This is a genomic window from Pseudarthrobacter sp. YAF2, from assembly GCF_052113345.1.
Lineage (GTDB): Bacteria > Actinomycetota > Actinomycetes > Actinomycetales > Micrococcaceae > Arthrobacter.
Window position 1 is genome coordinate 1 of sequence record NZ_JBFRDA010000018.1, and the last position, 21,390, is coordinate 21,390.

A 21,390-nucleotide genomic window follows, 5' to 3' on the forward strand; every position below is an offset into this window, starting at 1 on the left:
ACGCCCGGTCCCATTCCGAACCCGGAAGCTAAGACCCACAGCGCCGATGGTACTGCACCCGGGAGGGTGTGGGAGAGTAGGACACCGCCGGACAATCATTGGTCGAGGCCCCAACCACACGGTTGGGGCCTCCCACATTTAACACAACCCGTCTTACCACGCCCGCTCACAGGAAACCCGCAACAAATGAGCGGGCATCGGCGTAGAAGCTGCAGGATGTGAGCGGGCGTTGGAGGAGAAGCTGCAGGATGTGAGCGGGGGTGCCGGCACGGTGGCAGACAGGTGATGGACAGAGCCGGATGGACCTGGCCGCAGTTGTGAAGATTGCCACGATCCGGCCGCCAAGGCTCCCTCTGTCCCGGGGGATTTTGCGTCTCCACTAGAATTGATGAAGGTACACGGACTTCGAAACGCTTGATTTCGGGTTGCGTATGAAACGAAACGAGCGGCTGCAGTTGCGCCAGTGGTCGGCTCACAACAGGAGGAATCCATATGGCCGAGCACAACGGTGGCAACCGCGGCAATGACCGGGGGGCCTTCCGAGGCAACAACAATTCCGGCGGGGACCCCCGTGGCTTCCGCTCCAGGTCAGACCGTGACCCCCGCGGCGGCTCTGCAGGCGGCGGCGACCGTGACCGGAAGCCGTTCGGTGACCGTCCGCGTCGTGATGGTGAGGGTGACCGCCGCGGATTCAGTGGTGGTGCCGGTGCCGGTGCTGGTGGCGACCGTGACCGGAAGCCGTTCGGTGACCGTCCGCGTCGTGATGGTGAGGGTGACCGCCGCGGTTTCAGTGGTGGTGCCGGTGCCGGTGCTGGTGGCGACCGTGACCGGAAGCCGTTCGGTGACCGTCCGCGTCGTGATGGTGAGGGTGACCGCCGCGGATTCAGTGGTGGTGCCGGTGGCGATCGCGACCGTAAGCCGTTCGGTGATCGGGACCGGAAGCCGTTTGGTGACCGTCCGCGTCGTGACGGCGAGGGTGACCGTCGTGGTTTCGGTGGTGACCGTGACCGTAAGCCGTTCGGTGATCGGGACCGGAAGCCGTTTGGCGATCGTCCGCGTCGTGATGGTGAGGGTGACCGCCGCGGATTCAGTGGTGGTGCCGGTGCTGGTGGCGATCGCGAGCGTAAGCCGTTCGGTGACCGTGACCGTGACCGTAAGCCGTTCGGTGACCGTGACCGGAAGCCGTTTGGCGATCGTCCGCGTCGTGATGGTGAGGGTGACCGCCGGAGTTTCAGCGGCGGCGAGAACCGCAAGCCTTTCGGAGACCGGCAGGACCGGGCGCCACGCAGCTTCGATCGCGGTGACTCCCGTGCCGAGTCCGGCCGTGGCGGCTCCGGCCCCCGCAGTTTCGGCCGTGACCGCCAGGACGAGCGCCCCGCCCGCGTGCCCAACGCTGCAGACCTTCGCAGCGCCAACCGGCCCGACCGCGAACGTTCGCCCGAGATCGATGAGGATGTCACAGGCAAGGAACTGGACCGCGCCACGCATCACCAGATCAAGACCCTTGAGCCCAAAAGCGCGGAGTGGGTGGCCCGCCACCTGGTGATGGCCGGCCGGCTGATTGACGATGAACCCGAGCTCGCGTTCCAGCATGCCCTGGCCGCCAGCCGGCGCGGTGGACGGCTCGCGGCTGTCCGTGAAGCGGTGGGGCTGACAGCCTACGCCGCCGGACATTACGGCGAGGCGCTCCGCGAGTTCCGTACGTTCCGCCGGATCAGCGGCTCCAACGTGCACCTCCCCGTCATGGCCGACTGCGAACGCGGCCTGGGGCGTCCGGACAGGGCGCTGGACGTCGCCCGTTCGGAGGAAGCCCAGGACCTTGACGCACCCGGCAAGGTGGAACTGGCCATCGTGGCTGCCGGTGCCCGTACGGACCTTGGCCAGCTGGATGCTGCCGTAGCCGAACTTGAGATCCCGCAGCTGGACATCAACCGCGCGTTCTCCTACAGCCCACGGCTGTTCCGCGCCTACGCAGACGCCCTGGCAGCCGTTGGCCGTGAAGCGGAGTCGGAGAAGTGGAGCAGGCAGGCCGTCGTTGCCGAAAACGCCCTCGGCCAAGGCGTGGATGAAGAACCCGAAATCATCGACCTCGGCTGGGATGAAGAGGAAGAAGCCCGGGAAGAGGCCGAACGCCGCAGGATGCTGGACAGTGCGTCCAAGTCCTCGGAAGCGCAAGCCGCTGATGCCGAAAGCTCTGCAACGGCGGAAAGCGCCTCCGCTGAAAGCATCACTGAGGCCAGGGCTGGCCAGGACAGCAACCTCGACGACCAGGACCCGGACTACTTCGTCTCCGACGACGCCGAATCTGACCAGGACTCGGTGGAACAGGACGAGCTCGATTCCGCCACGGCGGAAGAGGACCACGAAGAGGACCGGGGTGCTGACAACGGCCCGATCACTGACGAGCGCCGGGAGCACTGACAACGGATGAGTGACGTTTCCCTGGTTGCACGCTTCGACGCGCTCCTCGCAGACCTGGACGGCGTGGTCTACGCGGGTCCGCACGCGATTCCCGGAGCCGTGGATGCGCTGAAGCAGCTCTCCGGGCTGGGCATTGGGCTGGGCTACGTAACGAACAACGCCTCGCGCTCACCGGCGGACGTCGCGGCGCACCTTCGTGAGCTCGGCGCGCCGGCAGAGGACAGCCAAGTGGTCAGCTCCTCCCAGGCGGCAGCGGAACTGCTGGCTTCGCTGCTTGCACCCGGATCACGGGTCTTGATCACCGGAAGTTCCGCACTGGCACGCGAAATAGAGCTGGTGGGCCTGGTACCGGTCGGCAGCCAGGACGAGGAACCGGTGGCAGTGGTCCAGGGCTTCAGCCCGTCCATTGGCTGGAAGGACCTGGCGGAGGCAGCCTATGTGGTGTCCGCCGGTGCACTCTGGGTGGCAACGAACACCGACATGTCCATTCCGCAGGCTCGCGGGATCGCACCGGGGAACGGCAGCCTGGTGGCCGCCGTGGCAGCGGCTACCGGCCAGAAGCCCAAAGTTGCCGGAAAACCCGAGGCACCGCTGTTCCACTCGGCCGCCAAGCGCCTCGGGGCCGAGCGCCCCCTGGTCGTGGGCGACCGCCTGGATACCGACATCCTGGGCGGCAACAACGCAGGCTTTGCCACCGTCGCCGTGCTGACCGGCGTCGATACCCGCGAAAGCATCCTCGCCGCACGGTCTGTGGAACGGCCCGACTACATCATTGAAAACCTGGCCGGGCTGCACCGTCCGTACCCGGACGTGACGCACGACGACGGCAGCTACGTATGCGGCCGCGCGACGGCACGCGTGGCCAACGGCGCGGTGGGCATCATTGGCGGCAAGGACGACCTCGATTCCTGGCGCGCAGCATGTGCCGCTTGGTGGGCTGCGACCCCGGACGCATCGGCCCCGCAGGCGCCCAAGCTGGTGTGGATGGATCATTAGGATGGTTTCATGACTGAGCTGACTGAACCGGACAACGTGCCAGCCCAGCCTGCTCCTGAGTGGCCGCAGGCCCCCGGACAGGACATCACTGATCCATACGTGGCGCAGGCCGTGGCCACGCTGCAGGAGATACCCCGGCTTCCAGCTGCCGACCACGAAGACCGGTACAGCCGGCTTCACGATGAGCTGCTGGCCGCGCTCAACAGCGACCCCAACAACACCGACCCCAATGACGGCGCACCTGCCGTCGGTGATCCTACCGGCGGCAGCGCCTGATGCCAGTGCGCCTCGACCAGGCACTGGTGGCCCGCGGGCTGGCACGGTCGCGCACGCACGCAGCCTCGCTCATCTCGGCGGGCAAGGTCAGCTCCGCCGGCCAGGTCCTCGCCAAAGCGTCCCTCCAGATCGACGACGGCCGTGACCTCGCCGTCGAGCAGGACGACCAGGACGTTTACGCCAGCCGTGCCGGCCACAAGCTGGCGGGTGCCCTCGACGCCTTCCCGGTCATTACCGTCCAGGGCAAAAGGTGCCTCGACGCCGGCGCCTCCACCGGCGGCTTCACCGACGTCCTGCTCCGTCGCGGGGCCGCACACGTGGTGGCGGTCGACGTCGGGCACGGCCAGTTGGTGCCGCACCTCCGCAGCGACCCGCGCGTGGCAGTCCACGAGGGAATGAATGTCCGGTACATGGCACCGGAGCACATCGGGGGGACGTGCACCCTGACGGTCGCCGACCTCTCCTTTATTTCCCTCACCCTGGTGGTGCGGCCGCTGGCGGACTGCACCGAACCCGGCGGCGACCTGGTGCTCATGGTGAAGCCGCAGTTTGAGATCGGCAAGGACCGCCTGGGCAGGACCGGCGTGGTCACATCGGAGCGCGAACGCCGCCTGGCCGTGGAGAAAGTCGCCACGGCAGCGCTCGACGCCGGGCTGGACTTGTGCGGGCTGGCGGTCAGCCCGCTTCCGGGACAGGATGGCAACGTCGAATACTTCCTGTGGATAAAACGCAGGAACACCCAAGACTTGCCTAAGATCGAAGAGCGAGAGGCAGCAGCCGCTGCGTTGCTCGGACAAATCTGGCCGAACCACTAGAGAGCGGAACCTGATGAGCAGGCGTGTATTGGTCCTTGCCCACACTGGCCGCGAGGAATCACTGAAGGCTGCCTGGGAAGCCTGCGCCCTGCTGCACGCGTCGGGCATCGTCCCCGTGATGCAGGAGTCCGAGCTGGGGGACATGGAACGCTTCTTTGGCCACCTCGCCCAGCCGGTGGAGGTGCTCCACGACCATGTCCAGCTGCCCGACGTCGAGCTCGTGATGGTCCTCGGCGGTGACGGAACCATCCTGCGCGCCGCCGAACTGGTCCGCGAGGTGGACGTGCCCCTGCTGGGGGTCAACCTGGGGCACGTGGGCTTCCTGGCCGAAAGCGAGCGCGCGGACCTGGCCCAGACCGTTGAATGGATTGCCAGCCGCGAGTACACGGTTGAAGAGCGGATGACCATCGATGTCCAGGTGTGGGTCCGCGGACAGAAGATTTGGCACACCTGGGCTTTAAACGAGGCCGCCATCGAGAAGGCCAACCGCGAACGGATGCTCGAAGTTGTCACCGAAGTGGATGAGCGCCCCCTGACGTCCTTTGGGTCCGACGGCATTGTGCTGGCCACTCCCACCGGCTCCACGGCCTACGCGTTCTCGGCCGGCGGACCGGTGGTCTGGCCGGAGGTGGAAGCCCTGGTGATCGTACCCATCAGTGCGCACGCGCTCTTCGCGAAGCCACTGGTCGTCTCGCCCCGGTCCAAGCTCGCTGTCGAAGTGCTCGGCCGGACCGACGCGCAGGGCGTCCTGTGGTGTGATGGCCGGCGCTCGGTGGACCTGCCGCCGGGTGCCCGCGTCGAGGTGACCAAGTCCGCCATCCCGGTACGGCTGGCCCGCACCCACCAGACCCCCTTCTCCGCCCGCCTGGTCCGAAAGTTTGAACTGCCCATCCACGGCTGGCGGGGCCCCGTGCCCAAGGCCGGTGCGGTGCACACGGGACCCATCCCGCTGGTACGTACGCCACGGCCCATGCCGCCGCTGCAGGTCCCGGAGCCGGACGCCGCGGGCGGCGACCCCGATTCGTCGACAGCAAAGTGAATCCATGATTGAAGAACTGAGAATCCGCGATCTGGGCGTCATCACCGATGCAACGCTTCCGCTCGGCCCGGGGCTGAGCGTGGTGACCGGCGAAACCGGCGCCGGCAAGACCATGGTGGTCACCGCCGTCGGCCTCCTGCTGGGGGCCCGGTCGGATGCCGGGGCCGTCCGCAGCGGCGCAAAGAGCGCCACGGCAGAGGCAGTCCTAAAGCTTGAGTCCGGGCACCCCGCCATCGCCCGCGCCCTTGATGCCGGCGCGGAAGCAGAAGAGTTCGACGACGGCGCCGAGCTGATCCTGGCGCGTCGCCTGGGTGCCGATGGCCGAAGCCGGGCGTTCCTGGGCGGCCGGGCCGCACCGGTGGGCGTGCTGGCCGAGATCGGCGAGTCGCTGGTGGTGGTGCACGGCCAGTCGGACCAGATCCGGCTCAAGAGCGCCACTGCCCAGCGCGAGGCGCTGGACAAATTCGCCGGGGATACCCTGGCCGGCCCTTTGGCCGCCTACCAGGATCTTTACGGCCGCTGGAAGGCCAGCCAGTCTGAGCTGGACAGCCTGCGCAGCGCCGCCCGGGACCGGCTCCGGGAAGCGGAATCACTGGAGGCCGCCCTCGCCGAGATCGACGGCGTGGACCCGCAGCCGGGCGAGGACGAGCTTCTTAAAGCGGAGGCCGTAAAGCTCGCCAACGTCGAAGAACTGCGGATTGCCGCCAGCACCGCGCACCAGGCCCTTATCGCCGAGGACTTTGGCGAAGCCGGGGACGCCACTACCTTGGTGGATGCGGCCAAGCGCACCCTGGAACATGTGGCAGAGCACGATGCCGAGCTCGGTTCCGCCGCCGCCCGGCTGGCCGAAGTCGGCTTCCTGCTCAACGACATCGCCACGGAACTTGCCAGCTACCAGGCAGGACTGGATTCGGAGGGGCCGGAACGGCTGGCCGAGATTGAGGACCGCAGGGCAGCCCTGGCCAAGCTGGTCCGCAAATACGCGCCCACCATCGACGAAGTGCTGGTGTGGGCCGAAACCGCGCGGGTCCGCTATGACGAACTGCAGGACGATTCCTCGCGCATCGAGGCGCTGGACGCCGAGGTGGTCCGGGCTGAAGCGGAGCTGAAAAAGCAGTCGGCAGCCATCAGCAAGATCCGCTCCAAGGCCGCCAAGGACCTCTCGGCCCGCGTCAGCGCCGAATTGAAGGCGCTCGCCATGGCGGACGCCACGCTGGTGATCAACCTTGAATCTGCCGGACAACTGGGCCCGCACGGCGGGGACGAGATCAGCTTCCTGCTCCAGCCCCACTCCGGCGCCCCGGCCCGGCCGCTCGGCAAGGGTGCATCCGGCGGTGAATTGTCCCGCGTCATGCTGGCGATCGAGGTAGTGCTCGCCGCCGTGGACCCGGTGCCTACGTTCGTCTTCGACGAGGTGGACGCCGGCGTGGGTGGACGGGCCGCGGTCGAGATCGGCCGGCGGCTGGCAATGCTGGCACGCCACGTGCAGGTGCTGGTGGTTACCCACCTTCCCCAGGTGGCCGCTTTCGCTGACCAGCACATCACAGTGACCAAAACCTCCGTCAGGGGAGCGGACGGCAAAACCGCCACCGGCTTCACATCAAGTGATGTCCGCCTCCTCGACGGTCCCGAACGGGTCCGTGAACTGGCCCGCATGCTGGCAGGCCAGGAGGACTCCGAATCGGCGCAGGCCCACGCCCGGGAACTGCTGGACGACGCCAAGCTCCTGCCCCAGCGGGCCTGACTGGCACAATCACGGGAAGGCTGAATTGATGATAGGCTCGAATTCCGTGGTGCAGCGATCAAATTCCCGTGTAAATTCCCGGTTCCCGGGCTCCTCCAAGACGACGAAGCACATTTTCGTCACCGGCGGTGTGGCGTCCTCGCTCGGTAAGGGACTGACGGCCTCAAGCCTTGGTCACCTGCTCCGGGCCCGCGGCCTGTCCGTGACGATGCAGAAGCTCGATCCCTACCTGAATGTGGATCCGGGCACAATGAACCCCTTCCAGCACGGCGAGGTCTTTGTCACCGACGACGGCGCCGAAACGGACCTCGACATTGGGCATTACGAGCGCTTCCTCGATGAGAACCTTGAGGGTTCCGCGAACGTGACCACCGGCCAGGTGTACTCCACCGTGATTGCCAAGGAACGCCGCGGCGAATACCTCGGTGACACGGTTCAGGTCATCCCGCACATCACGGATGAAATCAAACGCCGCATGCGCCTGCCCGCTGAGGGCAAGAACGCCCCGGATGTCATCATCACCGAAATTGGTGGCACCGTTGGCGATATTGAATCCCAGCCGTTCCTCGAATCCGCCCGCCAGGTCCGCCAGGATGTGGGCCGCGGCAACGTCTTCTTCGTCCACGTCTCGCTGGTTCCGTACATTGGACCGTCGCAGGAGCTGAAGACCAAGCCTACGCAGCACTCCGTTGCAGCGCTGCGTTCCATCGGTATCCAGCCCGAGGCAATCGTCATCCGTTCGGACCGCGAAGTTCCCGAAGCCATGCGCGCCAAGATCGGCCGCATGTGCGACGTCGACATCGAAGCCGTCATCGGCTGCCCGGACGCCCCCAGCATTTACGACATTCCGAAGACCCTGCACTCGCAGGGCCTGGACTCCTACATCGTGCGTGCCCTGGACCTGCCGTTCAAGGATGTGGACTGGACCAGCTGGGACAAGCTGCTCGACGCAGTCCACAACCCGAAGCACCAGGTCGAAATTGCCCTGGTGGGCAAGTACATTGACCTGCCGGACGCCTACCTCTCGGTCACCGAAGCGCTGCGTGCCGGCGGCTTCGCCAATGAGGCCAAGGTCAAGATCCGCTGGGTCCCGTCCGACGAGTGCGAAACCCGCGAGGGTGCCATCAGGGCGCTCGATGGCGTCGACGCCATCTGCGTGCCGGGCGGGTTCGGCATTCGCGGGCTCGAAGGCAAGCTCGGTGCCCTGAAGTTCGCCCGCGAGACCAAGCTCCCCGTCTTGGGCCTGTGCCTGGGCCTGCAGTGCATGGTCATCGAGTACGCCCGCAACGTGGTGGGCCTGGAGGGCGCATCCTCCAGCGAATTCGAGCCGGAGTCCAAGTACCCCGTGATCGCCACCATGGAGGAACAGCTTGAGTACGTCGAGGGTGGCGGCGACCTCGGCGGCACCATGCGCCTGGGCCTTTACGAAGCCAAGCTTGACGAAGGCTCGGTCATCGCCGGAACGTACGGCAAGACCACCGTCAGCGAACGCCACCGGCACCGTTACGAGGTCAACAACAAGTACCGCCAGCAGATTGCCGACAAGGGCCTGGTCTTCTCCGGCACGTCCCCGGACGGCAAGCTGGTGGAATTCGTTGAACTGCCCGCCGACATCCACCCGTACTATGTCGCCACGCAAGCTCACCCCGAGCTGAGCTCGCGGCCCACCCGTCCGCATCCGCTGTTCACCGGCCTGGTCAAGGCTGCCCTGGACCACCAGGGCGCAGGTTCGCAGGCTGTTGCCGACACGGCTGCGCCCGCGGCCGGGAAGCCCGTGGCATCCGGTACGGTTGCCGCTAAGTAGTCAATAGAGCAGAAGAAGGACGGCGCGATGCCTGGTACACCTGAAACCACCCCTGCCAAACAGGTTTCGGATGCACCAAGCCCGCGCCGTCTTTTGTCTACCGAGAAGGTGTACCAGGGCAGGATCTGGGACGTCGTCAGCGACACCTTCCAGCTGTCTGAGTCCGGGGATGCCCTCACCCGTGACTACATCGATCATCCCGGGGCAGTAGCAGTACTGCCCATGAACGCTGAGGGGCAGATCCTGCTTCTGAAGCAGTACCGGCACCCGGTGGGCATGGATCTTTGGGAAGTGCCGGCCGGCCTTCTCGACATCGAAGGCGAAGACTTCGTGGTGGGGGCTGCCCGCGAACTTGCCGAGGAAGCCGACCTCGCCGCCGGCACCTGGAACGTCCTGGCCGACGTCTTTAATTCCCCTGGCTCATCAAGTGAGGCAATCCGCATCTACCTTGCCCGCGACCTGACCGGGATCCCGCACCACGAACGCCACGAGCGCACGGACGAGGAAGCGGAGATCGAGTTCCACTGGATCAGCCTCGACGATGCCGTGGAATCGGTACTGGCCGGGCGCCTGCACAACCCGTCCGCCGTCGTCGGGATCCTCGCCGCCGCGGCGGCCCGCGCCGGCAACTACCAGGAACTCCGGCCCGCCGACGCCCCCTGGCCCGCACACCCCAGCCAGCGCTGATGGTCCCCGGTCCTTCGGCTGAACCCGTGATTTCGGTGGAACCGGCACCGAAATCGGCCGCGACCGGGGACCCGGCCGCGGGACGCCCCGGGGCCATCGACCGGGCCATCACCGACTACCTGCAGCATGTGGGCGTGGAACGGGGATTGGCTGCCAACACACTGGCAGCCTACCGCCGGGACCTGGCCCGGTACGCCCGCTACCTCGCCGCTGCCGGCTGCGGCCGCCCGGAGGACATCACCCGGCACCACGTCACCGGCTACGTCCGTGCCCTCTCCGACGGTTCCGACGGCGGCTCCACCCTGGGCGTGCGGTCAGCGGCCCGAACGGTGGTGGCGGTGCGTGGACTGCACAAGTTCTGGGCGTTGGAAGGCTACACGCCGGCCGATCCTGCCAGCGAAGTCCATCCGCCGATGGCCGGCAAACGGCTGCCCAAGGCCATCAGCGTCGATGAGGTAACCCGCATCCTCGAGGCCGCCGGAACGGACACAGCCACGGGGCTGAGGGACCGTGCCCTGCTCGAATTCCTCTATTCCACCGGGGCACGGATCAGTGAGGCCGTGGGATTGGACGTCGATGACATATCCCTCGCAGAGCCCGGCTCAGGACCCGCCATCGTCCGGCTCTTCGGCAAGGGGTCGAAAGAACGGCTGGTACCGCTGGGCTCCTACGGAGTGCGTGCCCTCGAGGCCTACCTGGTCCGCGGCCGGACGCTGCTCGCCGCCAAAGGCAAAGGTACGCCGGCGCTTTTCCTCAACGCCCGCGGTGGAAGGATCAGCCGGCAGAGTGCCTGGACCATCCTGAAGGCGGCGGCAGAGAAAGCCAACATCACCAGGGACGTCTCACCCCATACGCTGCGGCATTCATTCGCCACCCACCTCCTCGAAGGCGGCGCTGACGTCCGCGTGGTTCAGGAACTGCTGGGCCACGCCTCCGTGACAACCACCCAGGTGTACACCCTGGTCACGGCCGATACCCTGCGGGAGATCTACGCCGCGGCGCACCCGAGGGCGCTGGGCTGATCACCGGGGTCCGGCCCCCGGAGCTTGCATCAATCCCCACAAAAAACTTCCTGCGACTGTAAGAATCAGCCAGGCCCGGGACACTTAGTCTTCAAGAGGAAGTCAATACGTGTCCGGGGGGAAATACTATGTTGGCAGCGGAAGAGCAGGCATTCATCGATCTGCATTCCCAGCATTCGGGGCGGGTCTATCGGTACATCGCCTGCCGTATCAGCGACACGTGCCGGGCCGAGGAGTTGGCGGCCGACGTGTTCCGGATTGCATGGGAAAAACAACTGCCGGAGCCGCCCGGCATCGGATGGTTGCTCGCCACGGCCCGGAATGTGCTCGGCAACGAGTTCAGGGGCCGTCGCCGCCGCCAGGAACTTCTTGACCGGCTGCAGGGCGAAGCACGCGGCAACGTTCCGCAGGAAGATACCGGGGAACAGGCTGCGGTAGCGGACATACTTGGCCGCCTTCGGGAGCGGGACCGCGAGATCCTCATGCTCAGTTATTGGGATGACCTGACCATCCCCGAACTTGGCCAGGCCCTTGAATGCTCTCCCTCAACCGCTTCCGTTCGGCTGCACCGTGCACGCCGGGCCTTCGCCAAGGCCGCACCGGCACATCTCATGACCGAACGGAAGGACTAGCCATGGATCGCATCGAGCAGTTGATGAAGGCCGCCAAACCCCGGCCCACGGCACCGGACACGACGGCCGGAGGCAGCGGCGCCCGGGCCTTGGCGCCCACGGAGGACACTGACGTCATCCGTTTGACGGCGCGGGCACCGGAACGAGGCAACCAGCGGGCACGGACGGCCGTCCGGACAACTGCTGCGACCCTGCTCGCGACCGCAGCCGTGGCGGCCGCTGTGTTCGTGGGTGGAACCATGGCTCAGCGGCCCACGGCTGGACCAGGGGCGGTGCCCTCGGAATCAACCGGAAGCCCTCCGCCGGCGGCCAGCCCGTCCGCCACACCGTTTGCCAGCGAACATCCTGCTGCCACCGCTTCACCCTTGGCAGCCCCGTCGGTGAACCCGGCCGCCGGTGGCTTGAGAACCGGCGGCGTGCCCTGCACCATGGACAACGTGGACCTGCAGCGAAGCGACCAGCAGCGCGTCGTCTTTCCGATCCCCGCCGACCAACAACATCTCTACACCGTCCTGGGTTGTGCCGACGGCTGGCTCGCTTTTTCCATCTCGGACGAGGGAGCCAAGGCCCTTCAACTCGACGGTGGCAACGTGTGGTACCAGCTTGCCAAGTTAAAGGACGGGCGGTTCCTTTGCGACTTCCGGCAGGTGTATTCCAGCGTCTTCAACTGGGAATTCCAGGCAATGAACAACCAAGGCCTGACGCCACAACAGGCAATGGACAAGGAATTTGAGCAGAAGGGGCTCCCGGTGGAATACCGTTCGGAACTTGTTGGCGCGGGACCGGCCGCTGGATAGCGAAGGCCCTCACCAGCTGGCATAGGGTTGAGCACATGCAATTCACCGCCGTGACTCTTTGCTTCCTGCTCCGTGACGGGGCCGACGGGACCGAGGTCCTTCTGGGGCTGAAGCAGACAGGTTTCGGCAGGGGCAAGATCGTGGGCATTGGCGGCCACGTTGAACCGGGGGAGACCGACGAGCAGGCGGTGGTCCGGGAAGTCCTGGAAGAAACCGGTGTGGTGCTGCGGGTGGAAGACCTGGCGGACGCCGGATCGGTCTACTTCGTCTTTCCGGCCCGGCCGGAGTGGAACATGCAGACCAGGCTCTTCACCGCCCGGCTGTGGCAGGGCGAGCCGGCCCCCAGCGACGAAATCCTGCCCGAATGGTTCCCTGTGGACACCCTTCCCGTGGAACGGATGTGGCAGGACGCGGACCACTGGCTCCCCGTGGTGCTCGAAGGCGGGACCGTGAGGGTCGTGGTCACCATGGACGCCGACAACGAATCCGTCGCCTCGTCCGAGAGCCAGTTGGGCTGAACTGCCGGCAGCCGGCGCTTGCACAACCACAATGCTTAACGCCCGACGGCGGGTGGGCACCATGGTGCCCACCCGCCGTCGGGCGGCCTGCACATGCTAGGGAAGGTGCCGTTCCTCCGGGCCGATGTACTCGCTCAGCGGCCTGATCAGGGAGTTGGCGTCCAGCTGCTCCATGATGTGCGCCGTCCAACCCGTGATCCGGCTGGCTACGAACAGGGGAGTGAAGGTCGCGGTGTCGAAGCCCATGAGGTGGTACGTCGGTCCGGCCGGGTAGTCGAGGTTCGGCTTGATGGCCTTCGCCTCGTCCATCGCGCTCTCCAGTCCGTTGTACAGCCCCAGCAGCTCCGGGCGGCCGTAGTGCGCAATCATCTTGTCCAGGGCGGCCTTCATGGTGGGCACCCGGGAATCGCCGTGCTTGTACACGCGGTGGCCGAAGCCCATGACTTTCTTCTTCTGTGCCAGGGCATCTTCCATCCATGCCTTGGCCCGGGCGGCAGCTTCTTCGAGGGATTCCTCCTGCCGGATGCCGATCTCGTCGAAGGTGTGCATGACGGCTTCGTTCGCGCCGCCGTGCAGCGGACCCTTGAGCGCCCCGATGGCTCCGGTCACGGCGGAATGCAGGTCCGAGAGTGTCGAGGTGATCACGCGGGCGGTGAAGGTGGAGGCATTGAAGGAGTGCTCGGCGTAGAGGATCATCGAGACGTTGAAGGCCTCCACCACCTCCGGGACCTGTTCCTCGCCGAAGGTCATCCACAGGAAGTTTGCAGAGTAGCCCAGGTCATCGCGTGGCTCAACCACGTCCTGCCCGTGCCGGCGGCGCTGGTCATAGGCCACCACCGCGGGCATGGCGGCGAACAGGTCGATGGCCTTGGCCATGTTGGCGTCCCGGGAGGAATCCTCGGCCAGGGGGTGCCGGGCGCCCATCACCGACGCGGCGGTCCTGCAGACGTCCATCGGATGCGCGGTGTCGGGCAACGCGTCGATGACTGTCTTGACCACCGGATCCAGCGCCCGGCCGGCCCGTTCCCGCGCGGAAAATTCCGTGAGTTGGTCCTTCGTGGGGAGCTCTCCGTTCCAGAGCAGGTAGGCGACTTCCTCGAAGCTGCACCTGGCAGCCAGTTCCTGGACAGGATAGCCGCGGTAGAGCAGCGAGTTGGTGTCCGGGTTGACCTTCGAAACCGCGGTGTAATCCACCACGACGCCGGCGAGGCCCTTTTTGATCTCATTTTCAGCCATGCTGAAACTCCTTTGTTCCTAACGCCTGTTGACCGGCCGGGGCCGGCAGTCCGGTGGGGTGTCAGATTCCGGGGATCTGGAAGTTGAAGACCCCGGTGTCAAAGCGGTTGTAGGCCTCGTAGTCGACGAGGTCGTAGAGACGCGCACGGGTCAGCATGCTCGAAACCTGGGCCTCCTGGGTGCCGTCGGATTTGATCGATTCCAGAGTACGCTCAGCAGCGCCCATGGCACTACGCAGCAGCGTCACCGGGTAGATGACCATGTTGACGCCGACGCCGGCCAGTTCGTCCACCGTGAAGAGGTCGCTTTTGCCGAACTCGGTCATGTTGGCCAGGATGGGCACGTCGACGGCGTCGCGGATGGCCTGGAATTCGCTGAGGTCTCGCATGGCTTCGGGGAAGATGGCGTCCGCGCCGGCGTCGACGAGTGCTTTCGCCCGGTCTTGGGCGGCGTGGAGTCCGTCGGTGGCGCGGATGTCGGTGCGGGCCATGATGAGGAAGTTCGGGTCGCGGCGGGCGTCGGCCGCGGCGCGGATGCGTTTGGTGGCGGTATCCAGGTCCACGACGTTCTTACCGTCCAGGTGGCCGCAGCGCTTCGGGTTGAACTGGTCCTCGATATGAAGGCCGGCAAGGCCGGCGTTCTCCAGTTCCTGCACGGTGCGTGCCACGTTCATGGGTTCGCCGAAACCGGTGTCCGCGTCGACGATCGAGGGCAGGTCCGTCATCCGGGCGATCTGCCCGGCGCGGGTGGCCACCTCGGTGAGCGTGGTGAGCCCGATGTCCGGCAGGCCCAGGTCGTTGGCGAGGACGGCACCGGAGATGTAGACCCCGGCGAAGCCCTTTTCTTCGATCAGCCGGGCGGAGAGCGGGTTGAAGGCGCCGGGGAACTGCTGCACAGTCCCGGAGGCGAGCAGTTCCCTGAACCGGATCCGTTTCTGTTCCGGGGTGGTTTTTGAGTACAGCATTTAGAACAGTCCCTTGGGTGCGGCGTTCAGGTCGATGACGCCGGGGGCGGCGGTGATGTTCAGCTGGTCCAGCTCGCCCGCGGCGAGTTCGGGGAGGCGTTCGACGGCGGCGAGGAACCGTTCGATCTCGGCCTCCTCCACCAGGCCTACGGCGAGGGTGCGGAACTTGTTGATGTACTGTTCCCGGGCGAACGGGCGGGCGCCGAGCGGGTGGGCGTCGGCGACGGCGATCTCATCACGTATGACGGCGCCGTCCTTGAGCGTGATTTCCACGGACCCGCCGAAGGCCTTCTCGGCGATGTCCAGGGAGTGGTAGCGGCGGGTCCATTCTGGATCCTCCACCGTGGTCACCCTGTGCCACAGCTCCACCGTGTCCGGCCTTGCTGCGCGGTCGGGGGCGTAGGAGTCCACGTGGTGCCAGGCGCCGTCCTGCAGGGCCACGGTGAAGATGTAGGGGATGGAGTGGTCCAGGGTTTCCCGGGATGCGGTGGGGCTGTATTTCTGGGGGTCGTTGGCGCCGGAGCCGATCACGTAGTGGGTGTGGTGGCTGGTCCTGATCAGCACGGATTCGACGTTGGCCGGGTCGGTGACCTCCGGGTGCTCTTTGTGGAGTTTGCGGGCCAGGTCGATCCACGCCTGGGCCTGGTATTCGGCCGAGTGTTCCTTGGTGTAGGTGTCCAGGATGGCGCGCTTGGCTTCACCCGGGGTGGGGAGCGGAACCATGTAGGAGGCGTCCGGGCCGTCGAGCATCCAGGCGATGACACCGTCTTCGCCTTCGTAGATCGGCACGGGCGAGGTCTGGCCGCGCATGGCCCGGTCGGCGGATTCGATGGCCATCTTGCCGGCGAACGCGGGGGCGTGGGCCTTCCAGGTGGAGATTTCGCCCTTGCGTGACTGCCGGGTGGCGGTGGTGGTGTGCAGTCCCTGGCCGACGGACTGGAAGATGGTCTCGACGTCGAGCCCCAGCAGGGTGCCGATCCCGGCCGCGGCGGAGGGGCCCAGGTGGGCCACGTGGTCGATCTTGTGCTTGTGCAGGCAGATCGCCTTGACCAGGTTCACCTGGATCTCGTAGCCGGTGGCGATGCCCCGGATCAGGTCCCGGCCGCTGGAACCCACGTGCTGGGCCACGGCGAGGATCGGCGGAATGTTGTCACCCGGGTGGGAGTAGTCCGCAGCAAGGAAGGTGTCGTGGTAGTCCAGTTCCCGGACGGCCACACCGTTGGCCCAGGCCGCCCACTCCGGGGAGGCCCGTTCCTCGATGCCGAAGACCTTCGAGCCCTTGCCGCCGGTCGTGGGACCATGGGTCAGTGCCTGGGCGCGGGCGGCGACGATGGGGGCCCGGTTCAGCGACGCGACCGCCACGGACGCGTTATCGATGACGCGGTTGATCACCATGTCGGTCACGTCGTCAGAAACCTCCACGGGGTCCGCGGCGACCTGGGCGATCTTGTAGGCGAGCTGGTCCTCGCGGGGCAGGTTCTCTTCGCTCTTGTAGACGCGGACGTGGTGTTCCTTAACCATGGTGCTCCTTCGGGTGGGACGCGTGGGTTGCTTTGACGTGGGAGAGGCTGCGGTGCAGGTGCACAATCGTGGCCGCTTCGGCGAGCTTCGGATTGCCTTCGGCGATTGCTTCGGCGATCGCTGCGTGCTCGGCGGCCGCGGCAGTGAGGCGGGCGGTGTCGTCGGCGGCCAGCCTGCGGATCCGGACCAGGTGCACGCGCAGGCTTCGCATGGCCTGGGCCAGGTAGGAGTTGGAGATGGCGGCATCGATGGCGGTATCCAGCCGTCCCACCAGTTCGTAGTAGTCATGGCGGGCGGGATCGTCGCCGTTGATCATGTCCGGGGCCTGGATCAGCTCGCGCTGCAGTTGCTCGAAGGTGGCCGTATCGCCGCGGCTGGCCGCCAGGGCCGCGGCCCTGCCCTCAAGGGTCTCCCGCAGTTCGAACAGTTCGTCGATGTCGTCAAGGGAGATATCGGTGACGACGACGCCGCGGCCGCCCGCCGTCGTCAGGCCTTCCGCGGTGAGCCGGCTGAGGGCTTCGCGCAGCGGAGTACGCGAGACGCCGAGCCGCTCGGATTGCTCCACCTCGGCAAGAACGGTCCCCGGGGCCAGCCGCCACTCGACGATGTCCTCGCGGAGGGCCGCATAGGCCTTATCACTGGCGCGCATGCAGTCTCCTTCCTGGGTTGACGTTCTTCAGTGTATACACAGAGTGGTGGTAGACCAAGGAAACTTGAGTATTTACCCTGCGAATCCTTTTCTGTGTATACATGGGGCTTCAATACCTGCTACAACGTACGTGGCGGCAGGCCGCGGAGCCGGCCACGGCCCGGCTCGGCGCGATCCATTCGGCGGCTTGGCGCCGAGGGAACTTACCGCCCGCATCCAGGGCGTGCTGAAGGGGACTGAAGCGCAGTAGGACGTCTGGCCCGGGACCTCAGCGGGCTGTCCACCGGTATTCGTTCTCCGGCCTGCCGGGGGTGCCGTAGCGGGCGGTGCGGGAGACGGTGCCGGCGTCGGCAAGGTATTCCAGGTACCTTCGGGCTGTTACGCGGGACATGCCCAGGGCATCCATGACCTCCGTGGCAGATACTGCCTCGGGTTGTTGGCGGAGGAACTCCTGGACCGAACCGAGCGTCGAAGTGGAGAGCCCTTTGGGCAACGGCAATTCGGAGGGAGCCCGTAAGCTGGCGAAGGCCTGGTCCACCTCACTCTGCGAGGCGCTCCCCCTGCCGGCTCCGGCGCCGGAGCCGGCCAACTGCTGCCGGAATAGGCGGTAGCTTTCCAGCTTGTCCGAGAACGTGGCGAACGTGAACGGCTTAATCAGGTACTGCACCACGCCGATAGCGACCGCGCTGCGGACGATGGCCAGCTCGCGGACGGCAGTAATGGCGATGATGTCGGCGAGGATCCCGGCCGAGCGCATCCGCCGGGCAATATCCAGGCCGTGCAGGTCCGGCAGGTTCATGTCCAGCAGGACCAGTTCCACGGGCTCTCCCGCGGCCACGAATTCGTTCAGCAGCCGCAGGGCCGACTGGCCGTCGGGGGCGGTCCCGGCGAGCTCGAATCCGGGCAGTCGTCCCACGTAGGCGGCGTGCGCTGCCGAGGCGACCGCTTCATCCTCGACGACGAGGACCCGGATATTGCTCACTGTCTGTGCTCCTTCTCCGGGGACACCGCCGCAGGCAGGAATACTTCGAACTTGGCGCCGTTCCGTCCGTTGATGGCCAGAGTACCGCCCAAACGGCGCACTGCCTGGCGTACCAGCGCCAGTCCCACCCCCCGGCCTCCGGGTCCGGCCGGCTTGGTGCTGAATCCGTGCCGGAAGATCAGTTCGGCATCGGCCGGGGCGATGGGGGTCCCGGAATCGTTGACTGCGATGTCCAAGCCTTCCTCGTCGGCTTCCAGGGTCAGCTGCACCCGTCGCGGAGCGGGAGCGTCGGCTGCCGCGTCAATGGCATTGTCCAGCAGGTTGCCCATGATCGTCACCAGGTCCTGGACGGCGATACCCGGCGTCGAGCCGGAGCCCACGGTGGACACATCCAGCTGGACCCCGCGCTCATGGGCCTCGGCCACCTTGCCCATGACCAGGGCACCCACCACCGGTTCATCGATGGAGCTCACCATGTCATCGGTCAGCTGCTGGCTCAACGCCAGGTCCTTCGTGGCAAAGTCCAGGGCCTCCCCGGTCCGGCCCAGCTCCAGGAGCGACACCATGGTGTGCAGCCGGTTGGCGTGTTCATGGGTCTGCGCCCGCAACGCATCGGACAGGGTCCGCATGGTCTGCAACTCGTTGCCCAGGGCTTCGATTTCCGTCCGGTCCCGGAGCGTCGCAACTGTTCCATACACCGGAACCTTGCCGCGCGCACCGCGAGCCTCCGGACCCCGGGCAGGGCCTTGGTTGACCACCAGCACGCGCGAACCTGTCAGGACCATCTCGTCCTTGGTGGTACGTCCGGAATCGAACAGGCTGCGAAGCTCGCTGTCCAGCGGGAGATCGGCCAGCGACGGCGGCTTGGTGGGGTCATTGCTGCCGGTCTCAGCCAGGCCCAGCAGCTCGGCGGCCTGGTCGTTGTACATCACCACCCGCTTCCTGGCATCGATAAGGATCAGCCCTTCGCGGACTGAGTGAAGTACCGACTCGTAGTAGGCGAACAGCTGGGCCAATTGTTCAGGTCCCCAGCCGCGCGTCACCCGGCGCAGGTACCGGCCCAGCAGCCACGAGGCCAGGGAACCGCCCACCAACAGGGCAATGCCAAGGGCCAGCAGCACGGGAAGCCGCGCAGCGAAGGCAACATCGACGTTGCGGACCGTCACGCCCACGGCCACAAGCGCCTTGATTGTTCCCGCCGAATCCTTGACCGGAACGATGGTCCGGACGGAAGGCCCCAGGGTTCCCGCCGTGACTTCGGTAAACGTCCGGCCCTGCAAGGCGGCGTCGATGGACCCGATGTAGGGCCGGCCCAGCTCCTCATCCCGGGGATGCGTCCAGCGGGTCCGGTCGGGGGCCATGATGGTGATGAAATCTACCCCGGCCGCGGCGGTGACATTCTTGGCATAGGGCTGCAGGAGCACTGAGGGGTCCGGCGTGGCAGCGGCCTGGAGTACCAGGGGATTGGCGGCGATGGACGCGGCCACCCCCTCCATCCGGCGGCCGGCTTCGTCATAGGTCCGGTCCCGCGCGTCAACGTAGGCCGCGGTTCCCACGATGGCAATGAAGCACACGACAATCAGCAGGTTTGCCACGAAGAGCCGGCGGGCGATACTCCAGCGGTGGATCATGCGTATCTCCTTCTGGCCCTGCACGTGCCGCGACCAATATGAACGCAACGGTGAGCTGGATCACGGGGTGCCCAATGATGGATATCACATTGCACGGACGTTTGAGCCCAGAGATTGCGCCGCAGCGTCTATCAGAATATCCACAAGGAGACACATCATGGCCTCTCAACGAGGAGAGTCGCTCGAAACCGCGACGCCGCGACGCAAAGGGCTCGACAAAACCCATTATCTCTACATCGCCGTCATAGCCGCCGTCGTCCTCGGCGCGGTGGTCGGCCTGCTGTTCCCGGAGGTCGCCAAGAACCTCAAGCCCCTGGGCGACGGCTTTATCAAGCTCATCAAGATGATGATCGCGCCGGTCATTTTCTGCACCATCGTCCTGGGCATCGGCTCCATCGCCAAGGCAGCAACAGTGGGCAAGGTAGGCGGTCTGGCCCTTGGCTACTTCGTCATCATGTCAACCTTTGCTTTGGCTATCGGCCTCGTGGTGGGCAACATCGTCCACCCCGGCGAAGGCCTGAAGCTCTCGCCGTACGATCCCAACAAGAAGGCAGCGACAGACAGTACCGTCGACTTCCTGCTGGGCATCATCCCCAGTGACATCCCGGTCCTGCCCACCCTGCTGGCCGCCATCCTGGTTGGCTTCGCACTGCAGAAGATGGGCCCTCAGGGCGCTCCGATCCTCAAAGCCATCGGCCACGGCCAGGCCCTCGTGTTCCGGGTCCTCATCATGATCATGTGGCTCGCTCCGGTAGGTGCCTTCGGTGCCATTGCCGCCGTCGTGGGCGCCACCGGCATCCAGGCCATCGTGAGCATGTTCACCCTGATGGTGGCGTTCTACATCACCTGTGCGCTGTTCATTGTCGTTATCCTCGGCGGACTTCTCCAGGTGGTGGCCGGCGTCAGCATCTTCAAGCTGATGAAGTACCTGGCCCGCGAGTACCTCCTGATCTTCTCCACGTCCTCCTCCGAGGCCGCACTGCCGCGGCTGATCGCCAAGATGGAACACCTTGGAGTCTCCAAGCCCGTCGTCGGCGTGACCGTGCCCACCGGATACTCCTTCAACCTGGACGGAACGGCCATTTACCTGACCATGGCATCGCTCTTCGTGGCCAACGCCATGGGAACCCCGCTGGACCTGGGCGCCCAGATCTCCCTGCTGATCTTCATGATCATCGCCTCCAAGGGCGCCGCAGGTGTGTCAGGTGCCGGCCTGGCCACCCTGGCGGCCGGCCTCCAGGCACATGCCCCCCAGTTGCTGGGCGGCGTCGGCATGATCGTCGGCATCGACCGCTTCATGTCCGAGGCCCGCGCGCTGACCAACTTCACCGGCAACGCCGTCGCCACCGTCCTGATCGGCACCTGGGTCAAGGAGATCGACGGCGGCCAGGTCACCCGCGTCCTCTCCGGCGAGGCCCCGTTCGATGAGCAGACCATGATCCCCGGTCACGGCGAAATGGCACCCAAGGAAGAGGGTGCCCGGGAAGCAGCCAAGGCCTGATCTTCACCGGCGCCAGCGAACAAAACCGCCCCTGCAGCCCCTGCTGCAGGGGCGGTTTTATTGCGTCCAACCCTCAACCTTCGACCTCAACTAGAGGGTCAAGGCTCAACATTCGCGGAAAGTCAAGTTCCGTCGAATGCCGTGTCGGGCGCTGT

Annotated in this window: 20 protein-coding genes and 1 rRNA gene; 14 read left to right on the forward strand and 7 right to left on the reverse strand. The window is 66.1% G+C overall.

What is annotated here, in order from left to right; all coding sequences use genetic code 11:
• Positions 1-93, forward strand: a 5S ribosomal RNA gene (rrf, locus tag AB4Y79_RS17490); the annotation flags it as partial.
• Positions 94-588: 495 nt separating this feature from the next.
• Here the strand turns inward: rrf and AB4Y79_RS17495 are convergent.
• Positions 589-1,491 carry a hypothetical protein gene (locus AB4Y79_RS17495; protein ID WP_441864457.1) on the reverse strand — a complete coding sequence of 301 codons (903 nt, stop codon included), beginning with the start codon at positions 1,489-1,491 and terminating at the stop codon, positions 589-591.
• A gap of 36 nt (positions 1,492-1,527) precedes the next feature.
• On the opposite strand from AB4Y79_RS17495, the gene AB4Y79_RS17500 reads away from it, so the two are divergent.
• The 12 genes from AB4Y79_RS17500 to AB4Y79_RS17555 all read left to right on the forward strand — a co-directional run bounded on the left by AB4Y79_RS17500 (position 1,528) and on the right by AB4Y79_RS17555 (position 12,751).
• Positions 1,528-2,421, forward strand: a complete 894-nt coding sequence (locus AB4Y79_RS17500) for a hypothetical protein (protein ID WP_441864459.1) — start codon at positions 1,528-1,530, stop codon at positions 2,419-2,421.
• A gap of 6 nt (positions 2,422-2,427) precedes the next feature.
• Positions 2,428-3,417: an HAD-IIA family hydrolase gene (locus AB4Y79_RS17505; protein WP_441864462.1), complete on the forward strand. Its 990-nt coding sequence runs from the start codon at positions 2,428-2,430 to the stop codon at positions 3,415-3,417.
• Positions 3,418-3,426: 9 nt separating this feature from the next.
• A complete protein-coding gene (locus AB4Y79_RS17510; RefSeq protein ID WP_441864465.1) occupies positions 3,427-3,693 on the forward strand; it encodes a hypothetical protein in 267 nt (88 codons plus the stop codon).
• Positions 3,693-4,508, forward strand: a complete 816-nt coding sequence (locus AB4Y79_RS17515; protein ID WP_441864468.1) for a TlyA family RNA methyltransferase — start codon at positions 3,693-3,695, stop codon at positions 4,506-4,508. The genes AB4Y79_RS17510 and AB4Y79_RS17515 overlap by 1 nt, the downstream gene beginning before the upstream one ends.
• A 13-nt stretch (positions 4,509-4,521) precedes the next feature.
• Positions 4,522-5,547, forward strand: a complete 1,026-nt coding sequence (locus AB4Y79_RS17520) for an NAD kinase (RefSeq protein WP_441864470.1) — start codon at positions 4,522-4,524, stop codon at positions 5,545-5,547.
• Positions 5,548-5,551: 4 nt separating this feature from the next.
• Positions 5,552-7,291 carry a DNA repair protein RecN gene (gene recN, locus AB4Y79_RS17525; RefSeq protein ID WP_441864472.1) on the forward strand — a complete coding sequence of 580 codons (1,740 nt, stop codon included), beginning with the start codon at positions 5,552-5,554 and terminating at the stop codon, positions 7,289-7,291.
• Positions 7,292-7,319: 28 nt separating this feature from the next.
• On the forward strand, positions 7,320-9,095 hold the full coding sequence (locus tag AB4Y79_RS17530; RefSeq protein ID WP_441864474.1) for a CTP synthase: 1,776 nt from the start codon (positions 7,320-7,322) through the stop codon (positions 9,093-9,095).
• A 27-nt stretch (positions 9,096-9,122) separates the two neighbouring features.
• Positions 9,123-9,782, forward strand: coding sequence for an NUDIX domain-containing protein (locus AB4Y79_RS17535; protein WP_441864477.1), 660 nt, complete (start codon positions 9,123-9,125; stop codon positions 9,780-9,782).
• On the forward strand, positions 9,782-10,804 hold the full coding sequence (xerD, locus tag AB4Y79_RS17540; RefSeq protein ID WP_441864480.1) for a site-specific tyrosine recombinase XerD: 1,023 nt from the start codon (positions 9,782-9,784) through the stop codon (positions 10,802-10,804). The genes AB4Y79_RS17535 and xerD overlap by 1 nt, the downstream gene beginning before the upstream one ends.
• Before the next feature lie 128 nt (positions 10,805-10,932).
• A complete protein-coding gene (locus tag AB4Y79_RS17545) occupies positions 10,933-11,436 on the forward strand; it encodes an RNA polymerase sigma factor (RefSeq protein WP_441864483.1) in 504 nt (167 codons plus the stop codon).
• Positions 11,437-11,438: 2 nt separating this feature from the next.
• Positions 11,439-12,233 carry a hypothetical protein gene (locus tag AB4Y79_RS17550; protein ID WP_441864486.1) on the forward strand — a complete coding sequence of 265 codons (795 nt, stop codon included), beginning with the start codon at positions 11,439-11,441 and terminating at the stop codon, positions 12,231-12,233.
• Positions 12,234-12,268: 35 nt separating this feature from the next.
• Complete coding sequence (locus tag AB4Y79_RS17555) at positions 12,269-12,751, forward strand: 8-oxo-dGTP diphosphatase (RefSeq protein WP_441864489.1); 483 nt, start codon at positions 12,269-12,271, stop codon at positions 12,749-12,751.
• A gap of 96 nt (positions 12,752-12,847) precedes the next feature.
• On the opposite strand, the gene AB4Y79_RS17560 is transcribed toward AB4Y79_RS17555, so the two are convergent.
• From AB4Y79_RS17560 to AB4Y79_RS17585, 6 genes are all read right to left on the reverse strand, one after another.
• Positions 12,848-13,987, reverse strand: a complete 1,140-nt coding sequence (locus AB4Y79_RS17560; protein WP_441864492.1) for a bifunctional 2-methylcitrate synthase/citrate synthase — start codon at positions 13,985-13,987, stop codon at positions 12,848-12,850.
• Positions 13,988-14,048: 61 nt separating this feature from the next.
• Positions 14,049-14,951 (reverse strand): methylisocitrate lyase, encoded by a 903-nt coding sequence (gene prpB, locus AB4Y79_RS17565; protein WP_441864495.1) that lies wholly within the window; start codon positions 14,949-14,951, stop codon positions 14,049-14,051.
• Positions 14,952-16,472, reverse strand: coding sequence for an MmgE/PrpD family protein (locus tag AB4Y79_RS17570; protein ID WP_441864498.1), 1,521 nt, complete (start codon positions 16,470-16,472; stop codon positions 14,952-14,954).
• The gene (locus AB4Y79_RS17575; RefSeq protein WP_441864501.1) at positions 16,465-17,121 is read right to left on the reverse strand and encodes a GntR family transcriptional regulator; all 657 of its coding nucleotides are present in this window, start codon (positions 17,119-17,121) and stop codon (positions 16,465-16,467) included. The genes AB4Y79_RS17570 and AB4Y79_RS17575 overlap by 8 nt, the downstream gene beginning before the upstream one ends.
• A gap of 268 nt (positions 17,122-17,389) precedes the next feature.
• Entirely contained in the window at positions 17,390-18,103 is a 714-nt protein-coding gene (locus AB4Y79_RS17580; protein WP_441864504.1) for a response regulator, read from the reverse strand.
• On the reverse strand, positions 18,100-19,734 hold the full coding sequence (locus AB4Y79_RS17585; protein WP_441864507.1) for a sensor histidine kinase: 1,635 nt from the start codon (positions 19,732-19,734) through the stop codon (positions 18,100-18,102). Before AB4Y79_RS17585 ends, AB4Y79_RS17580 begins: the two co-directional genes overlap by 4 nt.
• A 157-nt stretch (positions 19,735-19,891) precedes the next feature.
• On the opposite strand from AB4Y79_RS17585, the gene AB4Y79_RS17590 reads away from it, so the two are divergent.
• Entirely contained in the window at positions 19,892-21,235 is a 1,344-nt protein-coding gene (locus AB4Y79_RS17590) for a cation:dicarboxylate symporter family transporter (RefSeq protein WP_441864509.1), read from the forward strand.
• The last annotated feature ends 155 nt before the right edge of the window (positions 21,236-21,390 follow it).